Annotated in this window: 14 protein-coding genes; 6 read left to right on the top strand and 8 right to left on the bottom strand. The window is 57.2% G+C overall.

Annotated elements, in window-relative coordinates; genetic code table 11:
* Positions 1–137 precede the first annotated feature (137 nt).
* Both BK658_RS07970 and BK658_RS07965 read right to left on the bottom strand, forming a co-directional pair.
* Complete coding sequence (locus BK658_RS07970) at positions 138–1,499, bottom strand: hypothetical protein (RefSeq protein ID WP_123581846.1); 1,362 nt, start codon at positions 1,497–1,499, stop codon at positions 138–140.
* A gap of 407 nt (positions 1,500–1,906) precedes the next feature.
* Positions 1,907–2,254, bottom strand: a complete 348-nt coding sequence (locus BK658_RS07965; RefSeq protein WP_123581845.1) for a hypothetical protein — start codon at positions 2,252–2,254, stop codon at positions 1,907–1,909.
* 677 nt (positions 2,255–2,931) lie between these two features.
* On the opposite strand from BK658_RS07965, the gene BK658_RS07960 reads away from it, so the two are divergent.
* Complete coding sequence (locus tag BK658_RS07960) at positions 2,932–3,261, top strand: hypothetical protein (protein WP_123581844.1); 330 nt, start codon at positions 2,932–2,934, stop codon at positions 3,259–3,261.
* A 201-nt stretch (positions 3,262–3,462) separates the two neighbouring features.
* Here the strand turns inward: BK658_RS07960 and BK658_RS07955 are convergent, their stop codons facing one another.
* Positions 3,463–4,185, bottom strand: coding sequence for a response regulator transcription factor (locus BK658_RS07955; protein WP_123581843.1), 723 nt, complete (start codon positions 4,183–4,185; stop codon positions 3,463–3,465).
* 898 nt (positions 4,186–5,083) lie between these two features.
* Between BK658_RS07955 and BK658_RS07950 the strand changes: the two genes are divergently transcribed.
* Together BK658_RS07950 and BK658_RS07945 are read left to right on the top strand one after the other, a co-directional pair.
* Positions 5,084–6,085 (top strand): FecR family protein, encoded by a 1,002-nt coding sequence (locus BK658_RS07950; protein ID WP_404943168.1) that lies wholly within the window; start codon positions 5,084–5,086, stop codon positions 6,083–6,085.
* Between the two features lie 18 nt (positions 6,086–6,103).
* Positions 6,104–8,410 carry a CHASE2 domain-containing protein gene (locus tag BK658_RS07945; RefSeq protein WP_123581841.1) on the top strand — a complete coding sequence of 769 codons (2,307 nt, stop codon included), beginning with the start codon at positions 6,104–6,106 and terminating at the stop codon, positions 8,408–8,410.
* Between the two features lie 177 nt (positions 8,411–8,587).
* Here the strand turns inward: BK658_RS07945 and BK658_RS07940 are convergent, their stop codons facing one another.
* From BK658_RS07940 to glyQ, 4 genes are all read right to left on the bottom strand, one after another.
* The gene (locus BK658_RS07940; protein WP_123581840.1) at positions 8,588–9,358 is read right to left on the bottom strand and encodes a lysophospholipid acyltransferase family protein; all 771 of its coding nucleotides are present in this window, start codon (positions 9,356–9,358) and stop codon (positions 8,588–8,590) included.
* 81 nt (positions 9,359–9,439) lie between these two features.
* On the bottom strand, positions 9,440–9,979 hold the full coding sequence (gmhB, locus tag BK658_RS07935) for a D-glycero-beta-D-manno-heptose 1,7-bisphosphate 7-phosphatase (RefSeq protein ID WP_185019802.1): 540 nt from the start codon (positions 9,977–9,979) through the stop codon (positions 9,440–9,442).
* A 4-nt stretch (positions 9,980–9,983) separates the two neighbouring features.
* Complete coding sequence (glyS, locus tag BK658_RS07930; RefSeq protein ID WP_123581838.1) at positions 9,984–12,038, bottom strand: glycine--tRNA ligase subunit beta; 2,055 nt, start codon at positions 12,036–12,038, stop codon at positions 9,984–9,986.
* Positions 12,035–12,988 (bottom strand): glycine--tRNA ligase subunit alpha, encoded by a 954-nt coding sequence (gene glyQ / locus BK658_RS07925; RefSeq protein WP_031319418.1) that lies wholly within the window; start codon positions 12,986–12,988, stop codon positions 12,035–12,037. Before glyQ ends, glyS begins: the two co-directional genes overlap by 4 nt.
* Before the next feature lie 81 nt (positions 12,989–13,069).
* Here glyQ and tag point away from each other — a divergent pair, with 81 nt between their 5' ends.
* The 3 genes from tag (at position 13,070) to BK658_RS07910 (ending at position 14,883) form a co-directional block, all read left to right on the top strand.
* Positions 13,070–13,633: a DNA-3-methyladenine glycosylase I gene (gene tag / locus BK658_RS07920; protein ID WP_123581837.1), complete on the top strand. Its 564-nt coding sequence runs from the start codon at positions 13,070–13,072 to the stop codon at positions 13,631–13,633.
* A 51-nt stretch (positions 13,634–13,684) separates the two neighbouring features.
* On the top strand, positions 13,685–14,572 hold the full coding sequence (locus BK658_RS07915; RefSeq protein ID WP_123581836.1) for a lysophospholipid acyltransferase: 888 nt from the start codon (positions 13,685–13,687) through the stop codon (positions 14,570–14,572).
* 71 nt (positions 14,573–14,643) lie between these two features.
* Positions 14,644–14,883 (top strand): PilZ domain-containing protein, encoded by a 240-nt coding sequence (locus BK658_RS07910; protein WP_054594888.1) that lies wholly within the window; start codon positions 14,644–14,646, stop codon positions 14,881–14,883.
* 16 nt (positions 14,884–14,899) lie between these two features.
* On the opposite strand, the gene BK658_RS07905 is transcribed toward BK658_RS07910, so the two are convergent.
* Positions 14,900–15,214 carry a tetratricopeptide repeat protein gene (locus BK658_RS07905; protein ID WP_123581835.1) on the bottom strand — a complete coding sequence of 105 codons (315 nt, stop codon included), beginning with the start codon at positions 15,212–15,214 and terminating at the stop codon, positions 14,900–14,902.
* Positions 15,215–15,216 lie beyond the last annotated feature (2 nt).

The raw sequence follows: 15,216 nt of genomic DNA, 5'->3' as shown, positions 1-15,216 counted from the left end.
TTGGTGGCCAAGTAGCCACTGAAAACACCCACTAGGGCCGGTTTCCGGCCATAGCCATACGAGTTCCGTCGGTACCGGTATCAGATAGGGATAATAGCGAAGGCCGTTTCATGGTTTGTGCTGGCACCTGGCGTGGATCAGTCGCGCTGATGTAGGAGGTCGAGCAGGAAGTCCATGAGCAGGTATGGTTTATCGAAGCAGGCATCAATGAGCGTGTGGACGAAGAGTGTGCCGTCGTCCAGCATGAAGGGAATGGTCGAATGATCGATCTTGAAGGTCTTCAGGCGCTTACGTGCGTTACCTTTCTGGTAGGGGTCCTTGGCGCGCAGGTCGAACTCATCCAAGGTGTAAAAAATGAATTCGTGGTCGATGTGAGAAACAAAATAACGGCCGTCTTCGACGAAATATTCCAAATGGATCATTCGGGTCACTGCGCAGTCCGCAAGCAATTCTGGGATGTGGGCGATTTCCTCAAAGGTCATGCTGTTGTGAGTGATAGAACACCAAGCTTTGTCATCACTTCCTGACTTGTAAAAGGTCGAAACCGAGGGGAGGACTGCTCTGCTATCTGCCGTCGCACCTCTCGTGCGGAGTACTGCACTTACCACTTCCCCGGCAGGTTGTCGTCGCAGGTTTTCCACCGTCAACGGTAGCGGAGTGACCTGGAAGCCTAGTTCGATGAATATATGTTGGTTCGTTTCAATTAATACATCGTCGCAGGTCAGCAGGGCTAGGTCTTTTATTAGACCCTCACTGCGCAGGCGTTCGAACAGCGTGAGCACATAACTCGGAGTGTGTTCAATGAGTAGCTGCACCGGATGTTGCGAGTCTAGGATCCTGTTGGGGATTCCTATAAGCAGTTCGGTATCTTCGGTGACAGAGCGCAAATTGTATTTGCTGTATTGCGCGTCGGTCTCAAATAGGTCTACCTCTGCGGCCTTGTAGTACTGGTAAAGCCTAGTGGTTTTCTGCGGTGCACGCATGTACCTGCGTTGCTCGCTATTATCCGAACGGTATATTTCATACACAATGCGCAGCAATCTGGTGAGAGCGAAGTTTTCCTTACATTGACGAGCATTGAAGTCTTTTGCGGCAACCAAGGTGGAGCTGTAATCGTCGAAGATGTGCAGGGCCTGCTTGTGCAGTGTTTCAGCGCACAGATCATCTAGCTCCCGCTTCTTACTCTCGATTGCTCGAGGGGCGTGGATCGGATCACTGAGTAGTTGCTCCAATTCGATTTCGAGCCTGTTGCGTTCGAAGCGCAGAATGCTCCGCATGAAAGTGACTTCTTGTAGTGCTTCCAGCAACCAGGGTATTGCGTGCTCGAATAGCGTTGGATCGTCGTCTAGGAAACAATCTGTCATTAGATGGAATGTACCACCATCGCTACCGAATTTATCGCCTGTGAAGCTGAAGTCAGCTTCCAACCGGCGCAGGCTTACCCGGAGGCGCTCCTCGTGGAGTTTGTCGAAGTAGCTTGCAAGTTCAGTGGGCAGCATGAAGTGGAGTTCCTGACTGATGTGGGCGGATACGAGGCAGTAGTGGCATTCTGCTGAACTCGAAGCTGGGTTTTGGCATCTGCTACCTGGAGGTCGACGCGCTTCGTACGTTGCTCGCTGGACATGAAGAGCCATACCCACGACTCGATATCTCCGAACGCCACCGGCCCCATGAGCGCATACTTCACGATCGGATTCTGCGATCCCTTCTTTATGTATGCACGATCTTCGTTGCTGAGCGTTAGGGGGTGGAGTGGATTATCACTCTGCCGACCCTGCCTCTACTCTCCCGCCCTCGGCTCCGCTCAGTAGTGCACCTTAAATGCTCTGGACTGGCATGGCATCTACCTCTCGGGAAACAATGACCAGTTTGCCCTGGGAGGCAGCGCTGGTCATTTCGTCATTACTCAGTTCAGGGGTAGCTTCTCGCGATCGAGGCCGCCTGCCTTCTTCCACGCTTCAAAGCGATGGGTTGCCGCGCCGAAGCTGATCTCCATTTCCGCACCAACGGCATACCGGCTTTTTCCGGCATCAAAAAGTCGGTAGCACACCTCAATGCCACGATCGGTCAGCTTGCCGCTCTCGAACTTATTGGCAGGATTGCGAGGATCGAGCTCAGGGATATCGGAAGCATCGGGTACAGGGGCCAAGAGCGTTTTCAGGTTGGAAAATCCGGTCATCACACGCTCTAAACCTGCGGTGATGTTATCGATGGCATCGCCAACTGCTTTTGGATCGTAATGGGTGGTGTTCATCGCGCCGCACTCTCTGTATGTAGGTTGGTTACCTAAGGAGATGCATTTATAGCCGGCCTCTGCACGAACTGCAAGAACTTTCTGTAGGTTGCCTACAGAAGGAAAAAGAGGAAGATGGGGGCTAGTGTAACTACGAGTATCTGGAGGCTGACCCAGTCAGAGCGCATTCCTCCGGCTTGACAGAACCAGCCTAGCAGGCACAACGCGCTTCTCGCAGCATCATTGCCGCGCCCTGTTCCACGTGGAACCAATTATTGTGTGAAAAATGTAGGCTTTTCTCATTTATTCAGTGAATGCCGGCTAGTGGACTCACCAAATAAATGATTCTCTACCAGTGTTTGCTGGAGCTCCTGAAGCAATTAATTTGTGACCCTACATCCGTTGTTGGTTCACACAGTAGTTGTTCATTTTCACCTATAAATGAGTCCGGCTCCCTCTGAGAGGAGAGCCAGAAAAAGGCCAGCGCACCGCGCTGGCCTTTTTTTTGGGGAACGGATTTTTTCGGACAAACTTCCTTAAAGAACCTGTGCTGCAGAGCTTCTTTCAGGCTTCAGGGAGAGTGAACTGTCGGGGCTGAATCGTGTCTATGAAACCAGGGACGACTCAGTAACTACATGGCCGGCGGTGCCGATCAAATCAACCGGGCCAACCTTTCAAGCATTCAGTAGGAATCAAACATGGCTAAGAAGTTTGCTGCTATTTTGTTGTCCGCCGTTGTGGGTATGGTTGCCGGTAATGCAATGGCAGCTGATGGCCAGTGGAAAAAAGATCATCCACGTCGAGCCGAGGTAAATAGTCGTCTGGTGAACCAGAACAAGCGAATCCATAACGAAGTCAAAGAAGGTGAAATGACCAAGGCACAGGCGGCCAATCTGCATAAGGAAGACCGCCAGATTCGTCAGGAAGAACGGGGCATGGCCCGCCAGAATGACGGGCACATCACCAAGCAGGAGCAAAAGAACCTTAACCGGCAAGAGAATGCGGTAAGCCACCAGATTGGTAGCTAGGTTCAATTTGCTTCTACTGAATAGGGATCTGGTTTGCGACCCTACCCCGGTACAACCTACACCAATAAAAAAGGCCAACGCTCAGCGTTGGCCTTTTTTATGGTTCACAAGAAAGCGTTTAGAGATCGCAGCCTGCGGCAGCTCCTACGCGGCTAATCACGTTTTTTGTAGGAGTTGCCGCAGGCTGCGATCTTTTGATCTTTACTCGCTCGTGCCGCTTACGACGCTTTCCAGTCGATACCCATACCCGTAGATCGTCAGCAACTGCCAACCGCGATCTGCCGTCAGCCCCAGCTTGTTGCGCAAGCGGTAGATGTGAGTATCCAGTGGTCTGGAAGACACCATTTCTTCATGGGTCCAGAAACGCTCGTAGAGATATTCCCGTGATAGCGGCCGGCCCAGGTTGGCAAACAGGCAGCGGGCCAGACGGTATTCCCGTTCGGTCAGGCTGATGGGTTTTCCTGCGCGGGTCACCGTCAGTTCGGCGTCATCGAAGTTCAGATCGTTGAAACTCAGCACTTCGCTGGCAGCATTGCGTTGCAAGCCGTGTCGGCGCAGTACGGCGCTGACACGGGCCTGGAGTTCGTTGGGGCGAAAGGGCTTGCTGACGTAATCATCGGCGCCGGCGTTCAAGGCCTGGACGATGTCACTCTCGGCATCGCGGCTGGTGAGCATGATGGCGGCGGGAGGTGCTTCCATATGTTCACGGGTCCAGCGCAAGAGCGATAAACCACTGAGATCAGGCAACTGCCAGTCGAGTATCAACAGGTCGAAAGTCTCGCGTCGAAGCTGGCGTAGCAGATCTTCGCCGCGCTCGAAGCTGTGCAAGGTCCACGCTTGCTCTCCGGCTCCGGGAATCTGTCGCAGTGTCTGTTCCACCCGGCGTAGCTCGGCGGGTTCGTCATCCAGTATTGCGACACGCATGCGGGGCGTTCCTTCATCTCGTAGAGTGCGATGGGTAAAAAATCCTATGTGCGGAGTTTAGGCTGATTGTCTGAATCTGAACAATTGTGGTGAATTGCTCCAGGTTCCTTGCGTCTGGGTAGGCTGATATCAATTGGCCGGTAATCGGTAGATATCAGCTCGAATACTCGAGGACGCAACGATGAGGAACAGTCGGGATGTTCGTGCACTGCTCGTGAAGGTGACCAGGGACAAGGCGCTGACATACTGCCTGTCGTTGGCATTTTTGGCTTATGTAGGAGTTGCTTCGCAGACTGTGAGTTCAAGCAGCGAAGCACCGCATGAACACACACCGCGCTATTTCAGCCCAGCAGTGGTGAATGTGGCGTTCAGTGACTCACGGGGCTTCGCTCCGGCGAGCACTCCTGCAGACGGCGAGCAACCGGCGCCACTTCGGCTTCCTGCAGAGCAGCAGCGCTGGGTGTTCTAACGCGGACTCGGGCAATTCTGAACAAATGTGGAGAATTGCCTCATCGAACGTCAGGATCGGTAAATTCTCAAGCGTTGAGTGGCACAGGAGCATTCGGAAGTGCTCCGACACAGGGAGTGTCATCGCCAACCTGGCGGGACCGCCGATCGCCGGTTCGCTTGCGGTCTGCAGTTCAGGGGAAAAAAAGGAGTGCCGTCTCACATTGTAAAACCGGATCGATTCTGACTCGGTTCCGACACACGGATGTGTCACCTCCTCCCCTCTTCGATTTGTTTGCCTTTATGGATATCCGCGACTGCTTTTGTAATGGATGTGGGCGTTATGCATAGATGTGGGCTATCTGCCGCAGAGACCTGTCGGGTAAGGTGCATAAGGCTGATGAATCAGATGATCGGCCAGATTCTAATAAAAGCCTGAAAAGCGAATCCAATGAGCCAAATGACTTCTTTGCATTGTCGCCACCTGGGCACCTGCCTGTTTCTGGTCATTGGCCTTGTAAGTCCGTTGACCCAGAGCGCCTCCGCAGCGTTCTTCAGCTCAAAGCGCTTGCCGTATATCGATGACAACCAGCAATGTCGTGGACAACCCCTGCCCGCCACTGTCGAACACCTGACGGGCGAAGCCTGGAAGCTCGACCGCAAGGGCAATCAGGTGGCGCTCGAAGAAGGGATGACGGTTGACGAGCAGGAAGGCGTGAAGACCTCCCCTTCGGCGTTTGTCAGCCTGTCGCTGGGCGATGGATCACGCATCGTTCTGCCGTCCAGTTCGCAGGTCACGTTGCGTTTGAACGAAGAACTCGTTGTCCCTCAGGTGATTCTTGAGCAAGGTCAGGTCGAGTCGTATGTGATCAAGCGCGCCAGCGACTATGATCGTTTTCAGATCGTGACGCCGGTCGGCGTGCTTGGAGTCCGAGGCACACACTTTCGGGTACGAAACAACGACAATGGGCAATCGCTGATTGAAGTGCTAAATGGCCAGGTGGCTGTTGATCGTGGTGAAAACGTTGATGTGCCAGCGAAAAAACGCACAGGCAAACCACTCGCGAAAAAAGCCGAAAAACCGGCGGATGAAGTGCAGGTCATGGCTCGCCAGGGGTTACGCATTCAGAAGGAAGGCAAGCTGACGCCGAGCGAGCTGTTGCCGGCACCGCAGTTGTTGGGGCAGACCGGTCAAACCGGCCCCGCACCGGTCTGGCAGTTGATCATGAAACCCCTGCACGGGGCCACGCGCTACCGGGCGCAAGTAGCGACCGACACGGACTTCCTGAACATCAAGCAGGAACAGTTTTCCAGCACGCCAGAGATCAACTTCAGTGGGTTGAAGGCGTTTTTCTACCATGTTCGACTCTCTGCGTATGACGAGCAGGGACTTGAGGGAGAGACCGGGGTGTATGACATCTTCTATTACCCCGGGACTACGCGTGTCCAATAACGACTCGGCTCATTGCCGATGAAACACTGGCCAAGGAAGGAAGGCCGCGAGCCAACCCAGGCCCAGCGGCTGTTTCGTCGGATGGTCCGTGAATGGCTGTGGGTCAGCCTGATCCTGCTGCCACTGACGGCGCTTCTGTCCTTGAATCAAGGGCTGACGCTGAGCAATCTGCTGTATGACAATCTGCGTCGGCTAAGTCCGCTACCGGTCGACCCGCGAATCCTCATCGTCACCATCGACGATTACAGTTTGCAGCAACTCGGTCAGTGGCCCTGGTCGCGAACCTTGCACGCCGACCTGCTGGATCGGCTCAGCGCAGCAAAGGTCAAGGGTGTGCTGTTTGACGTCATCTTTAGCGAGCCAGACAAACTTCCCGACAACGACCTGCGCCTGGCACACGCTGCATGCCGCGCCGGCAACGTATTCGTGCCTTTGCTGCGCGAAGGGGTTGCCCGTTATGGGCAGCCACTGGGTGAAATCGAACCCGTGGCACTGTTGAGGCTCTGTGCCAAAGGTATCGGGCATATCAACGCCGAGGCGGATGCTGATGGCATCGTACGCAGCGTGTACCTGCGCGAAGGCCCTGAGCGCAACCCAAGGGCGCAACTGGCCTGGCTGCTTTATGAGATGACCACAGACGGCCTGGATACCCTGCCCGGCTCGCCATTCTCATTGACGGTTCAAGGCTGGCGACGAACCAACGGCATTCGAATTCCCTTTATCAGCGCGAATGCGGGTTTCCCCAGCGTTCCTTACGTCAGTGTGCTGCGAGGTGAAGTGCCGCCCGAACTGCTGCGTGATCGCCTGATCCTGATTGGCTCTACGGCGCCGGGGTTGGGCGACCGCTATGTGACACCGCAGTCGGCGAGCATCGGCACCACACCGGGCATCGAGATTCAAGCCAACATCCTCAATGGTCTGCTGCAACACCGCAGCATCGTGGTACTTGCCGATGGTTGGGCGGTCGGGTTGTCGACGGCCATCGTCGCGTTGCTGCTGGCCTTGCTGCTGTTCCGTCCACGGCGTGCCTTGTGGTTGGCCCTGGGCTGCATGGTGATGGCATTAGTCGCCTCGGCGCTGTTACTCCGCGCCGGTTGGTGGTGGTCGCCTACCGCCAGTTTGCTGGGGATGCTGCTGGGGTATTTGATTTGGAACTGGCGACGCCTGAGCGTGGTGCTCGCTTACTTTGGCTGGGAACTGGCGCGGCTTGATAGTGAACCGAAAGTATTTCCAGAGCGCCGCCGCACACCGTCACCGGCCGGCGATGTATTGCAGGGGCAGATCGTTGCGCTGGAACAGGCGATGAGCCGGACGCGCGATACCCGACGGTTCATCGCCGACGGTCTGGAATACTTGCCGGTGGCGACACTGATCAGCGATCCCAACGGACGGATCCTGCTGGCCAACCGCAATGCGCGGGGGGTGTTTGCCAGTGATCTGGTCGGCGAAGACCTGCTGCAACGGCTCTCGGAAATTGGTTATCCGGGGCTGCTTGAGCAGGGAAGTCCTGCGTTGTCGATGCTTGAGACCAGCGAGTTTCGCGACACCCAAGGGCGAAGTTTGCGTCTGGACCTGGCGCCATTGCTGCCGGCTGAAGGCGGAACAGCGATTGGTTGGTTGCTCAGCCTGACGGATTTGAGCCTCGAGCGCGATGCCGAGGAACAGCGCGCGGTGCTGCTGCGGTTTCTTTCCCATGACCTGCGTGCGCCCCATTCAGTGATTCTGGCCTTGCTCGACGTCCAGTATCACCAAGGCGCGGGGGACACGCAGTTGTTCAGCCAGATCGAGTTGCAGGTACGCAAGGCCTTGAGCCTGACCGAGGCCTTTGTGCAGTTGGCCAAAGCCGAATCCGAGGCGTACCAGTTCGAACCGAGCATGTTCGCGATGCTGGTGCTTGACGCGTTTGATCAGGCGATGAGCATCGCGCAACTCAAGCAGATCGAGCTGTTGCATGATCTGGATGAAGAGGCTGAAGGCATGATCCTGGCCGATCAGTCGTTGCTGACCCGGGCGCTGTTCAACCTGCTGGAAAACGCCATCAAATACAGCCCGGCAGGTTCGCAAGTCAGCGTGCGGGTCAGTTGTGCACAGGGTTGGCTGACCTGCGAGATCGCCGACCATGGCAAAGGTATTGCAGCCGAAGAACTACCGGAACTGTTCAGCCAGTACCGGCGCTTTGCTTCATCTCAAGGCAGTGAGGGATTGGGCCTGGGGTTGTCGATGGTCAAAGCCGTGGTGGATCGCCACAACGGACGGATTTTCTGTGAAAGCCGGATTGGGCAAGGTACGACGTTCAGCGTTCAACTGCCGTTGCTGGAAGAATGAAAGACCTTTAAATAGGCATAAAAAAACCGGCGCAAATAGCCGGTTTTTTTGCGTCGCGAAAACTTATGCACGTTTTTCCGCGTTTTATGAGCTTAAGAAATATTTATATAAATCATAAATTTAGCTAACAAATAAGACGCTTTTCAACAAAACGGTACACAGGTTATCCACAGAACGTCAGACAGTCTCTTTATCCGCCGCAGCAGGCAGTGGCGGTAGCGAACCCATGTCCCGCTGGGTCTGCTCGTTCCAGGCCGCAGCGCGGTCGTTGAGCTCGGCAATCGCCCGTGGGCCGGAGCCTTCGGCGTACATCGGTGCACCGATAACGACGGTGATGGTGCCAGGTGTTTTCAGCCAACCGGTTTTCGGCCAGAACTTGCCGGCGTTATGCGCGATTGGCAGCACAGGCAACTGCGCATTGACCGCCAACGCCGTGCCACCCCGAGAGAACTTGCCGACCGTGCCGAACGGAACGCGGGTGCCTTCCGGGAAGATCAGTACCCAGACATTGTCCTTGAGCAGCTCATCACCCTTCTTCGCCACATGCTTGAGCGCGGCTTTCGGGTTGTCGCGGTCGATGGCAATCGGTCGCAGCATGGCCATCGCCCAACCAAAGAACGGCACATACAGCAGTTCGCGCTTGAGCACCTGGCTCAATGGCTCGAAGTAGGCCGACAGAAAGAACGTTTCCCAGGTGCTCTGGTGGTTCGACAGAATTACGCACGGCTGGTCGGGAATGTTCTCGGCACCTTTGACTTCATAGCGAATGTCCAGGAACACTTTGCTCAGCCACAGCGCGCAGCGGCACCAGTAGACGTTGATGAAACGGTAGCGCGCCTTGAACGGTAAAAAAGGCGCGATAAAAAAGCTCAGGCTGCACCAGAGCAACGAGCTGGTGCCCAGCAGCAGGTAAAAAAGAAAGGTTCTGATTGCCTGCAAGATCGACATGGCCGCGTTTACCGTTGCGGGACTGTGCCCGCCTGTTAAAAGTGCTTCCCGAACAGTCCTTGATCAGGATGTCAGAAGAGCCTAGTTGTGGATAAGTTCTGCGGCAATCGCCGCCAGATCGTCAAAAATCAAGGTGCCTACCGGAAGGGTCTTGCTCTGCGTCTTTTCGCCTTTCCCGGTTTTTACCAAAACTGGCTGACAGTCGACGGCTTTTGCCGCCTCCAGGTCACCGAGACTGTCGCCGACGAACCATAGGTCAGTCAGCGCCACGTCGTAATGTGCGGCAATGGTTTTAAGCATGCCGGGTTTTGGCTTACGACAGTCGCAGCCTTCGTCCGGCCCGTGCGGGCAATAGACGATGAGGCCGAGCTCGCCGCCCTGCTCTTCCACCAACGTACGCAAGCGCTCGTGCATGGCGTCGAGGGTGGCGACATCGTAGTAGCCGCGAGCAATGCCGGACTGGTTGGTAGCCACAGCTACCGTCCAGCCGGCCTTGCTCAACTGCGCGATGGCTTCGATCGAGCCCGGGAGCGGAATCCACTCTTCCACCGACTTGATGTAAGCGTCGGAGTCGTAATTGATCACTCCGTCCCGATCGAGAATCAGCAGTTTCAACAGCAGCTCCTCAGCCCAGCAACGAGATGTCGGCAACGCCGAGGAACAAACCGCGCAAACGTGCCAGCAACGCATAACGGTTGGCACGGACCTTGGCGTCTTCCGCGTTGACCATCACCGCTTCGAAGAACGCATCGACCGGCTCGCGCAACGCGGCCAGACGCGCCAGCGATTCGCTGTACTGACGGGCTGCAGCCATTGGCTGCACTGCTTGATCCGCCTGCTGGATCGCCGAGTACAGGGAGAATTCGGCGGCGTTGTCGAAGTACTTGGCTTCAACGGTGCTCGGCACGCTGCCTTCGATTTTGCTCAGCAGGTTCGACACACGCTTGTTCACCGCGGCCAGTGCAGCGGCTTCCGGCAATTTGCGGAACGCTTCCACCGCTTGTACGCGTTGATCGAAGTCCAGGGCCGAGCCCGGTTTCAGGGCGCGAACCGACAGGTAAGTGGCCACATCCACGCCTTCGTCTTCGTAACGGGCACGCAGACGGTCGAAGACGAACTCCAGCACCGAATCAGCCAGGCCAGCAGCCTTGACCTTGCTGCCGAATGCATTGACGGCGAACGCCACGGCGTCGGTCAGGTCGAGGTCGAGCTTCTTGTCGATCAGGATCCGCAACACGCCCAGCGCAGCACGGCGCAGGGCATACGGGTCTTTGCTACCGGTTGGCAGCATGCCGACACCGAAGATCCCGACCAGGGTGTCGAGCTTGTCGGCGATGGCCACGGCTGCACCGGTCAGGGTGGTCGGCAGTTCAGCGCCGGCACCACGCGGCATGTACTGCTCGTTCAGCGCCAGTGCAACATCTTCCGGCTCGCCATCGTTGAGGGCGTAGTAGTAACCGGCGACACCTTGCATCTCCGGGAACTCGCCGACCATCTCGGTTGCCAGGTCGCACTTCGACAGCAGGCCTGCACGCGCCGCCCACGATGCGTTGCCGCCAATGCGTTGAGCGATGAATGCGGCCAGTTTGGACACGCGCTCGGCCTTGTCGTAGACGCTGCCGAGTTTTTCCTGGAAGACCACGTTTTGCAGGCGCAGGTTGAAGTCTTCGAGCTTCTGCTTCTTGTCTTGCTTGAAGAAGAATTCGGCGTCGGTCAGACGTGGGCGAACCACTTTCTCGTTACCGTCGATGATCTGCTGCGGGTCTTTGCTCTCGATGTTGGCCACGGTAATGAAACGTGGCAGCAACTTGCCGTCGGCATCCAGCAGGCAGAAGTACTTCTGGTTGTCCTGCATGGTGGTGATCAGGGCTTCCTGCGGCACATCGAGGAAGCGCTCCTCGAACGAGCACACCAGCGGCACTGGCCATTCCACCAGCGCGGTCACTTCGTCGAGCAGGTCTGGCGGAACGATCGCGGTCCCTTCCTGACGAGTGGCCAGTTCGGCGGTACGCGTGCTGATCAGCTCGCGGCGCTCATTGGCATCCGCCAGCACGTAGGCTGCGCGCAGGTCATTCAGGTAGTTGGCTGGCGAGGTGATGCGCACGCTTTCCGGGTGATGGAAGCGGTGGCCACGGGAGTCGCGACCGGCCTTCTGGGCGAGGATGGTGCAGTCGATAACCTGGTCACCGAGCAGCATCACCAACCATTGGGTTGGGCGAACGAATTCTTCCTTGCGAGCACCCCAACGCATGCGCTTCGGGATAGGCAGGTCGTTCAGCGAGTCTTCGACGATGGTCGGCAACAGGCTGACGGTCGGCTTGCCGGCGATGCTTTGGCTGTAACGCAGCTTCGGTCCGCTTTGATCGATTTCGCTCAGCTCTACGCCGCACTTCTTGGCGAAGCCCAGGGCGGCCTGGGTCGGATTGCCTTCGGCATCGAACGCGGCCTGACGTGGCGGGCCGTCGAGGTTGATGCTGCGATCCGGCTGTTGAATAGCCAGTTTGGTGATCAGCACGGCCAGACGACGCGGTGCGGCGTAGACCTGTTTGGCTTCAAAGCCCAGGCCAGCGGCCAGCAGGCCCTTCTCGATACCGGCGAGGAACGCATCGGCCAGGGTGTTCAGGGCCTTGGGTGGCAGCTCTTCGGTGCCCAGTTCAACCAGGAAATCTTGAGCACTCATTGTGCTGCCTCCAGCTTAGCCAACACTTCATCACGCAAATCCGGGGTCGCCATCGGGAAGCCCAGCTTGGCGCGAGCCAGCAGGTAGGCTTGCGCAACGGAACGCGCCAGGGTGCGGACACGCAGAATGTATTGCTGACGCGCAGTCACCGAGATCGCCCGGCGTGCATCCAGCAGGTTGAAGGTGTGCGAGGCCTTCAGGACCATTTCGTAGCTTGGCAGCGGCAGCGGTTGATCGAGTTCGATCAGGCGCTTGGCTTCGCTTTCGTAGAAATCGAACAGTTCGAACAGTTTCTCGACGTTGGCGTGTTCGAAGTTGTAGGTCGACTGCTCCACTTCGTTCTGGTGGAACACGTCGCCGTAGGTCACTTTGCCGAACGGACCGTCAGCCCAGACCAGGTCGTAGACCGAGTCCACGCCTTGCAGGTACATGGCCAGACGTTCGAGGCCGTAGGTGATCTCGCCGGTCACCGGGTAGCACTCGATGCCGCCCGCCGCCTGGAAGTAGGTGAATTGCGTCACTTCCATGCCGTTGAGCCAGACTTCCCAGCCCAGACCCCAGGCACCGAGGGTCGGCGATTCCCAGTTGTCTTCGACGAAACGGATGTCGTGCACCAATGGGTCCAGACCCACGTGCTTGAGGGAGCCCAGGTACAGTTCCTGGAAGTTGTCCGGGTTCGGCTTCAGGACTACCTGGAACTGGTAGTAGTGCTGCAGACGGTTCGGGTTTTCGCCGTAGCGGCCGTCAGTCGGGCGACGACTGGGCTGCACATAAGCGGCGTTCCAGGTTTCCGGGCCGATGGCGCGCAGGAACGTGGCAGTATGGAAAGTGCCGGCGCCTACTTCCATATCGTAGGGCTGAAGTACCACACAACCTTGCTCGGCCCAGTATTGCTGGAGGGCGAGGATCAAGTCTTGGAAGGTACGCACGGCTGGCGTAGGCTGGCTCACGAAATTCACCTGTTTCTTGGGCTGCGATTTAAAGAGCGGGAGTATACCCGATTCATTCGTCCGCACGCCCCCTGGAGCCTTATGCCACGCTGCTTTTGGTGTTCCGAAGATCCGTTGTACATGGCTTATCACGATCAGGAGTGGGGCGTACCGCTACGCGATGCGCAGCGCTTGTTCGAGTTGCTTTTGCTCGAAGGGTTCCAGGCCGGCCTGTCATGGATCACTGTGCTGAGGAAACGCGAGCACTACCGTGAGGTATTGTTCGGCTTCGATGTGCAGCGGGTGGCGCAGATGAGCGACGCCGAAATCGACGATTTGATGCTCGATCCGGGGATCATCCGCAACCGCCTGAAACTCAATGCCGCACGGCGCAATGCCCAGGCCTGGATGGCGCTGGAGGACCCGGTGGAGTTGCTCTGGTCGTTTGTCGGCGGCGTCCCGAAGATCAATCATTTCAAGGATCGCAGTGAAGTGCCGGCCGTGACGCCGGCCGCCGTGGAGATGAGCAAAGGTCTGAAAAAAGCCGGCTTCACGTTTGTCGGCCCGACCATCTGCTATGCCTTGATGCAGGCCTCGGGCATGGTCATGGATCACACCACCGATTGTGATCGTTACGCCATCTTGCGCAGCGGGCGGTTAGAATAGCCGGCTCGCGACAAGGTTCATGACGTCGGTTCAGAAGATCAGGAGTGACCTGTGGATAAGTTTAAAGGCGCCTTGCTGGTAGGCGCTCTGCGGTTGTTTGCCTTGCTCCCGTGGCGGGCGGTGCAAGCGGTAGGCGCGGCGATTGGCTGGGTCATGTGGAAAACCCCCAACCGTTCCCGCGACGTGGTGCGCATCAACCTCGCCAAGTGTTTCCCGGACATGGACGCCGCCGAGCGCGAGCGTTTAGTGGGACAGAGCCTGATGGACATCGGCAAATCATTGACCGAAAGCGCCTGCGCCTGGATCTGGCCGGCCCAGCGCTCCATCGATCTGGTGCGTGAAGTCGAAGGCCTTGATGTACTCAAGGACGCGCTGGCTTCGGGCAAAGGCGTGGTCGGCATCACCAGCCACCTGGGCAACTGGGAAGTGTTGAACCACTTCTATTGCAGCCAGTGCAAACCGATCATTTTCTACCGTCCGCCCAAGCTCAAGGCGGTGGATGAATTGCTGCGCAAGCAACGGGTGCAATTAGGCAACCGCGTGGCAGCTTCTACCAAGGAAGGCATTCTCAGCGTCATCAAGGAAGTGCGCAAAGGTGGTGCAGTGGGGATTCCGGCTGACCCGGAACCGGCCGAATCCGCCGGGATCTTCGTGCCCTTCTTCGCCACCAAGGCCCTGACCAGCAAGTTCGTGCCGAACATGCTCGCGGGCGGCAAAGCGGTCGGCGTCTTCCTGCACGCCCTGCGCCTGCCGGATGGTTCAGGCTACAAAGTGATCCTGGAAGCTGCGCCCGAGGCTATGTACAGCACCGATACCGAGACGTCTTGCGCGGCCATGAGCCAGATCGTCGAGAAATATGTGCGGGCTTACCCGAGCCAATACATGTGGAGCATGAAGCGCTTCAAGAAACGCCCGCCGGGCGAGGCACGCTGGTATTGATCCAGCTGGCATGATCTGTGGATAACCTTGGGCTGGGGTTATCCACAACCGTTCAATCAAGGGCGCAGAAGATGTCCGAACACCGTAAGTCATTTCGAATCAAGATCCAGCACGAGAGCTTCGGCGAGTGCCTGGGCCAGACTCGCAACCTTTCCGCCAGCGGCGTCTACGTGAAGCATCCAACGCTCGCGGCGTTGGCCAAGGGCGCCGTGGTCTATGGTCAGGTGCAGGGGTTGCCGTGCGGTGCGCCGCGAGTGCGCATGGAAGTGGTGCAGGTCGACGCGGAAGGCATCGGCCTGCGTTACCTTTGAGTTGAGCGTTTTTTGATCAGTTACTTGACCGGTCAAGCTTCTTCAGAAACACGATCATTTCCTTTTCCGCCTGCTTGTCGCCATGCGCGCGGGCAGCTTCCAGGCCCTGTTCCCAGGCCTGACGGGCGGCTGCAGGGTTTGCCTGTGCCAAATAAGCCTTGCCCAGCAACTTCCAGGCTGCCGAGTACTTCGGATCGAACTCCACGCAGCGGGTGAAATGCTCGGCGGCCTTGGCATTTTCGCCCAGATCCAGATAACCCTTGCCCAGACCGAAGCGCAGCAGCGAGTTATCCACACCCTTGGCGAGCATTTTTTCGAGGGATTCGATCATCG

It is taken from the genome of Pseudomonas brassicacearum (assembly GCF_003732175.1).
Taxonomy (GTDB): domain Bacteria; phylum Pseudomonadota; class Gammaproteobacteria; order Pseudomonadales; family Pseudomonadaceae; genus Aquipseudomonas; species Aquipseudomonas brassicacearum_G.
The sequence above is the reverse complement of the archived record's forward strand: the minus strand, read 5'-3'. Positions and strand labels throughout refer to the sequence as shown.

Bases quoted from the DNA above. Each gene is read 5' to 3' on its own strand.
- tag (WP_123581837.1), top strand. From the start codon at position 13,070: ATGCCACGCTGCTTTTGGTGTTCCGAAGATCCGTTGTACATGGCTTAT.
- BK658_RS07965 (WP_123581845.1), bottom strand. From the start codon at position 2,254: ATGAACACCACCCATTACGATCCAAAAGCAGTTGGCGATGCCATCGAT.
- BK658_RS07945 (WP_123581841.1), top strand. From the start codon at position 6,104: ATGAAACACTGGCCAAGGAAGGAAGGCCGCGAGCCAACCCAGGCCCAG.
- BK658_RS07905 (WP_123581835.1), bottom strand. From the start codon at position 15,214: ATGATCGAATCCCTCGAAAAAATGCTCGCCAAGGGTGTGGATAACTCG.
- BK658_RS07960 (WP_123581844.1), top strand. From the start codon at position 2,932: ATGGCTAAGAAGTTTGCTGCTATTTTGTTGTCCGCCGTTGTGGGTATG.
- BK658_RS07955 (WP_123581843.1), bottom strand. From the start codon at position 4,185: ATGCGTGTCGCAATACTGGATGACGAACCCGCCGAGCTACGCCGGGTG.
- BK658_RS07970 (WP_123581846.1), bottom strand. From the start codon at position 1,499: ATGCTGCCCACTGAACTTGCAAGCTACTTCGACAAACTCCACGAGGAG.
- BK658_RS07910 (WP_054594888.1), top strand. From the start codon at position 14,644: ATGTCCGAACACCGTAAGTCATTTCGAATCAAGATCCAGCACGAGAGC.
- glyS (WP_123581838.1), bottom strand. From the start codon at position 12,038: ATGAGTGCTCAAGATTTCCTGGTTGAACTGGGCACCGAAGAGCTGCCA.
- BK658_RS07950 (WP_404943168.1), top strand. From the start codon at position 5,084: ATGAGCCAAATGACTTCTTTGCATTGTCGCCACCTGGGCACCTGCCTG.
- BK658_RS07940 (WP_123581840.1), bottom strand. From the start codon at position 9,358: ATGTCGATCTTGCAGGCAATCAGAACCTTTCTTTTTTACCTGCTGCTG.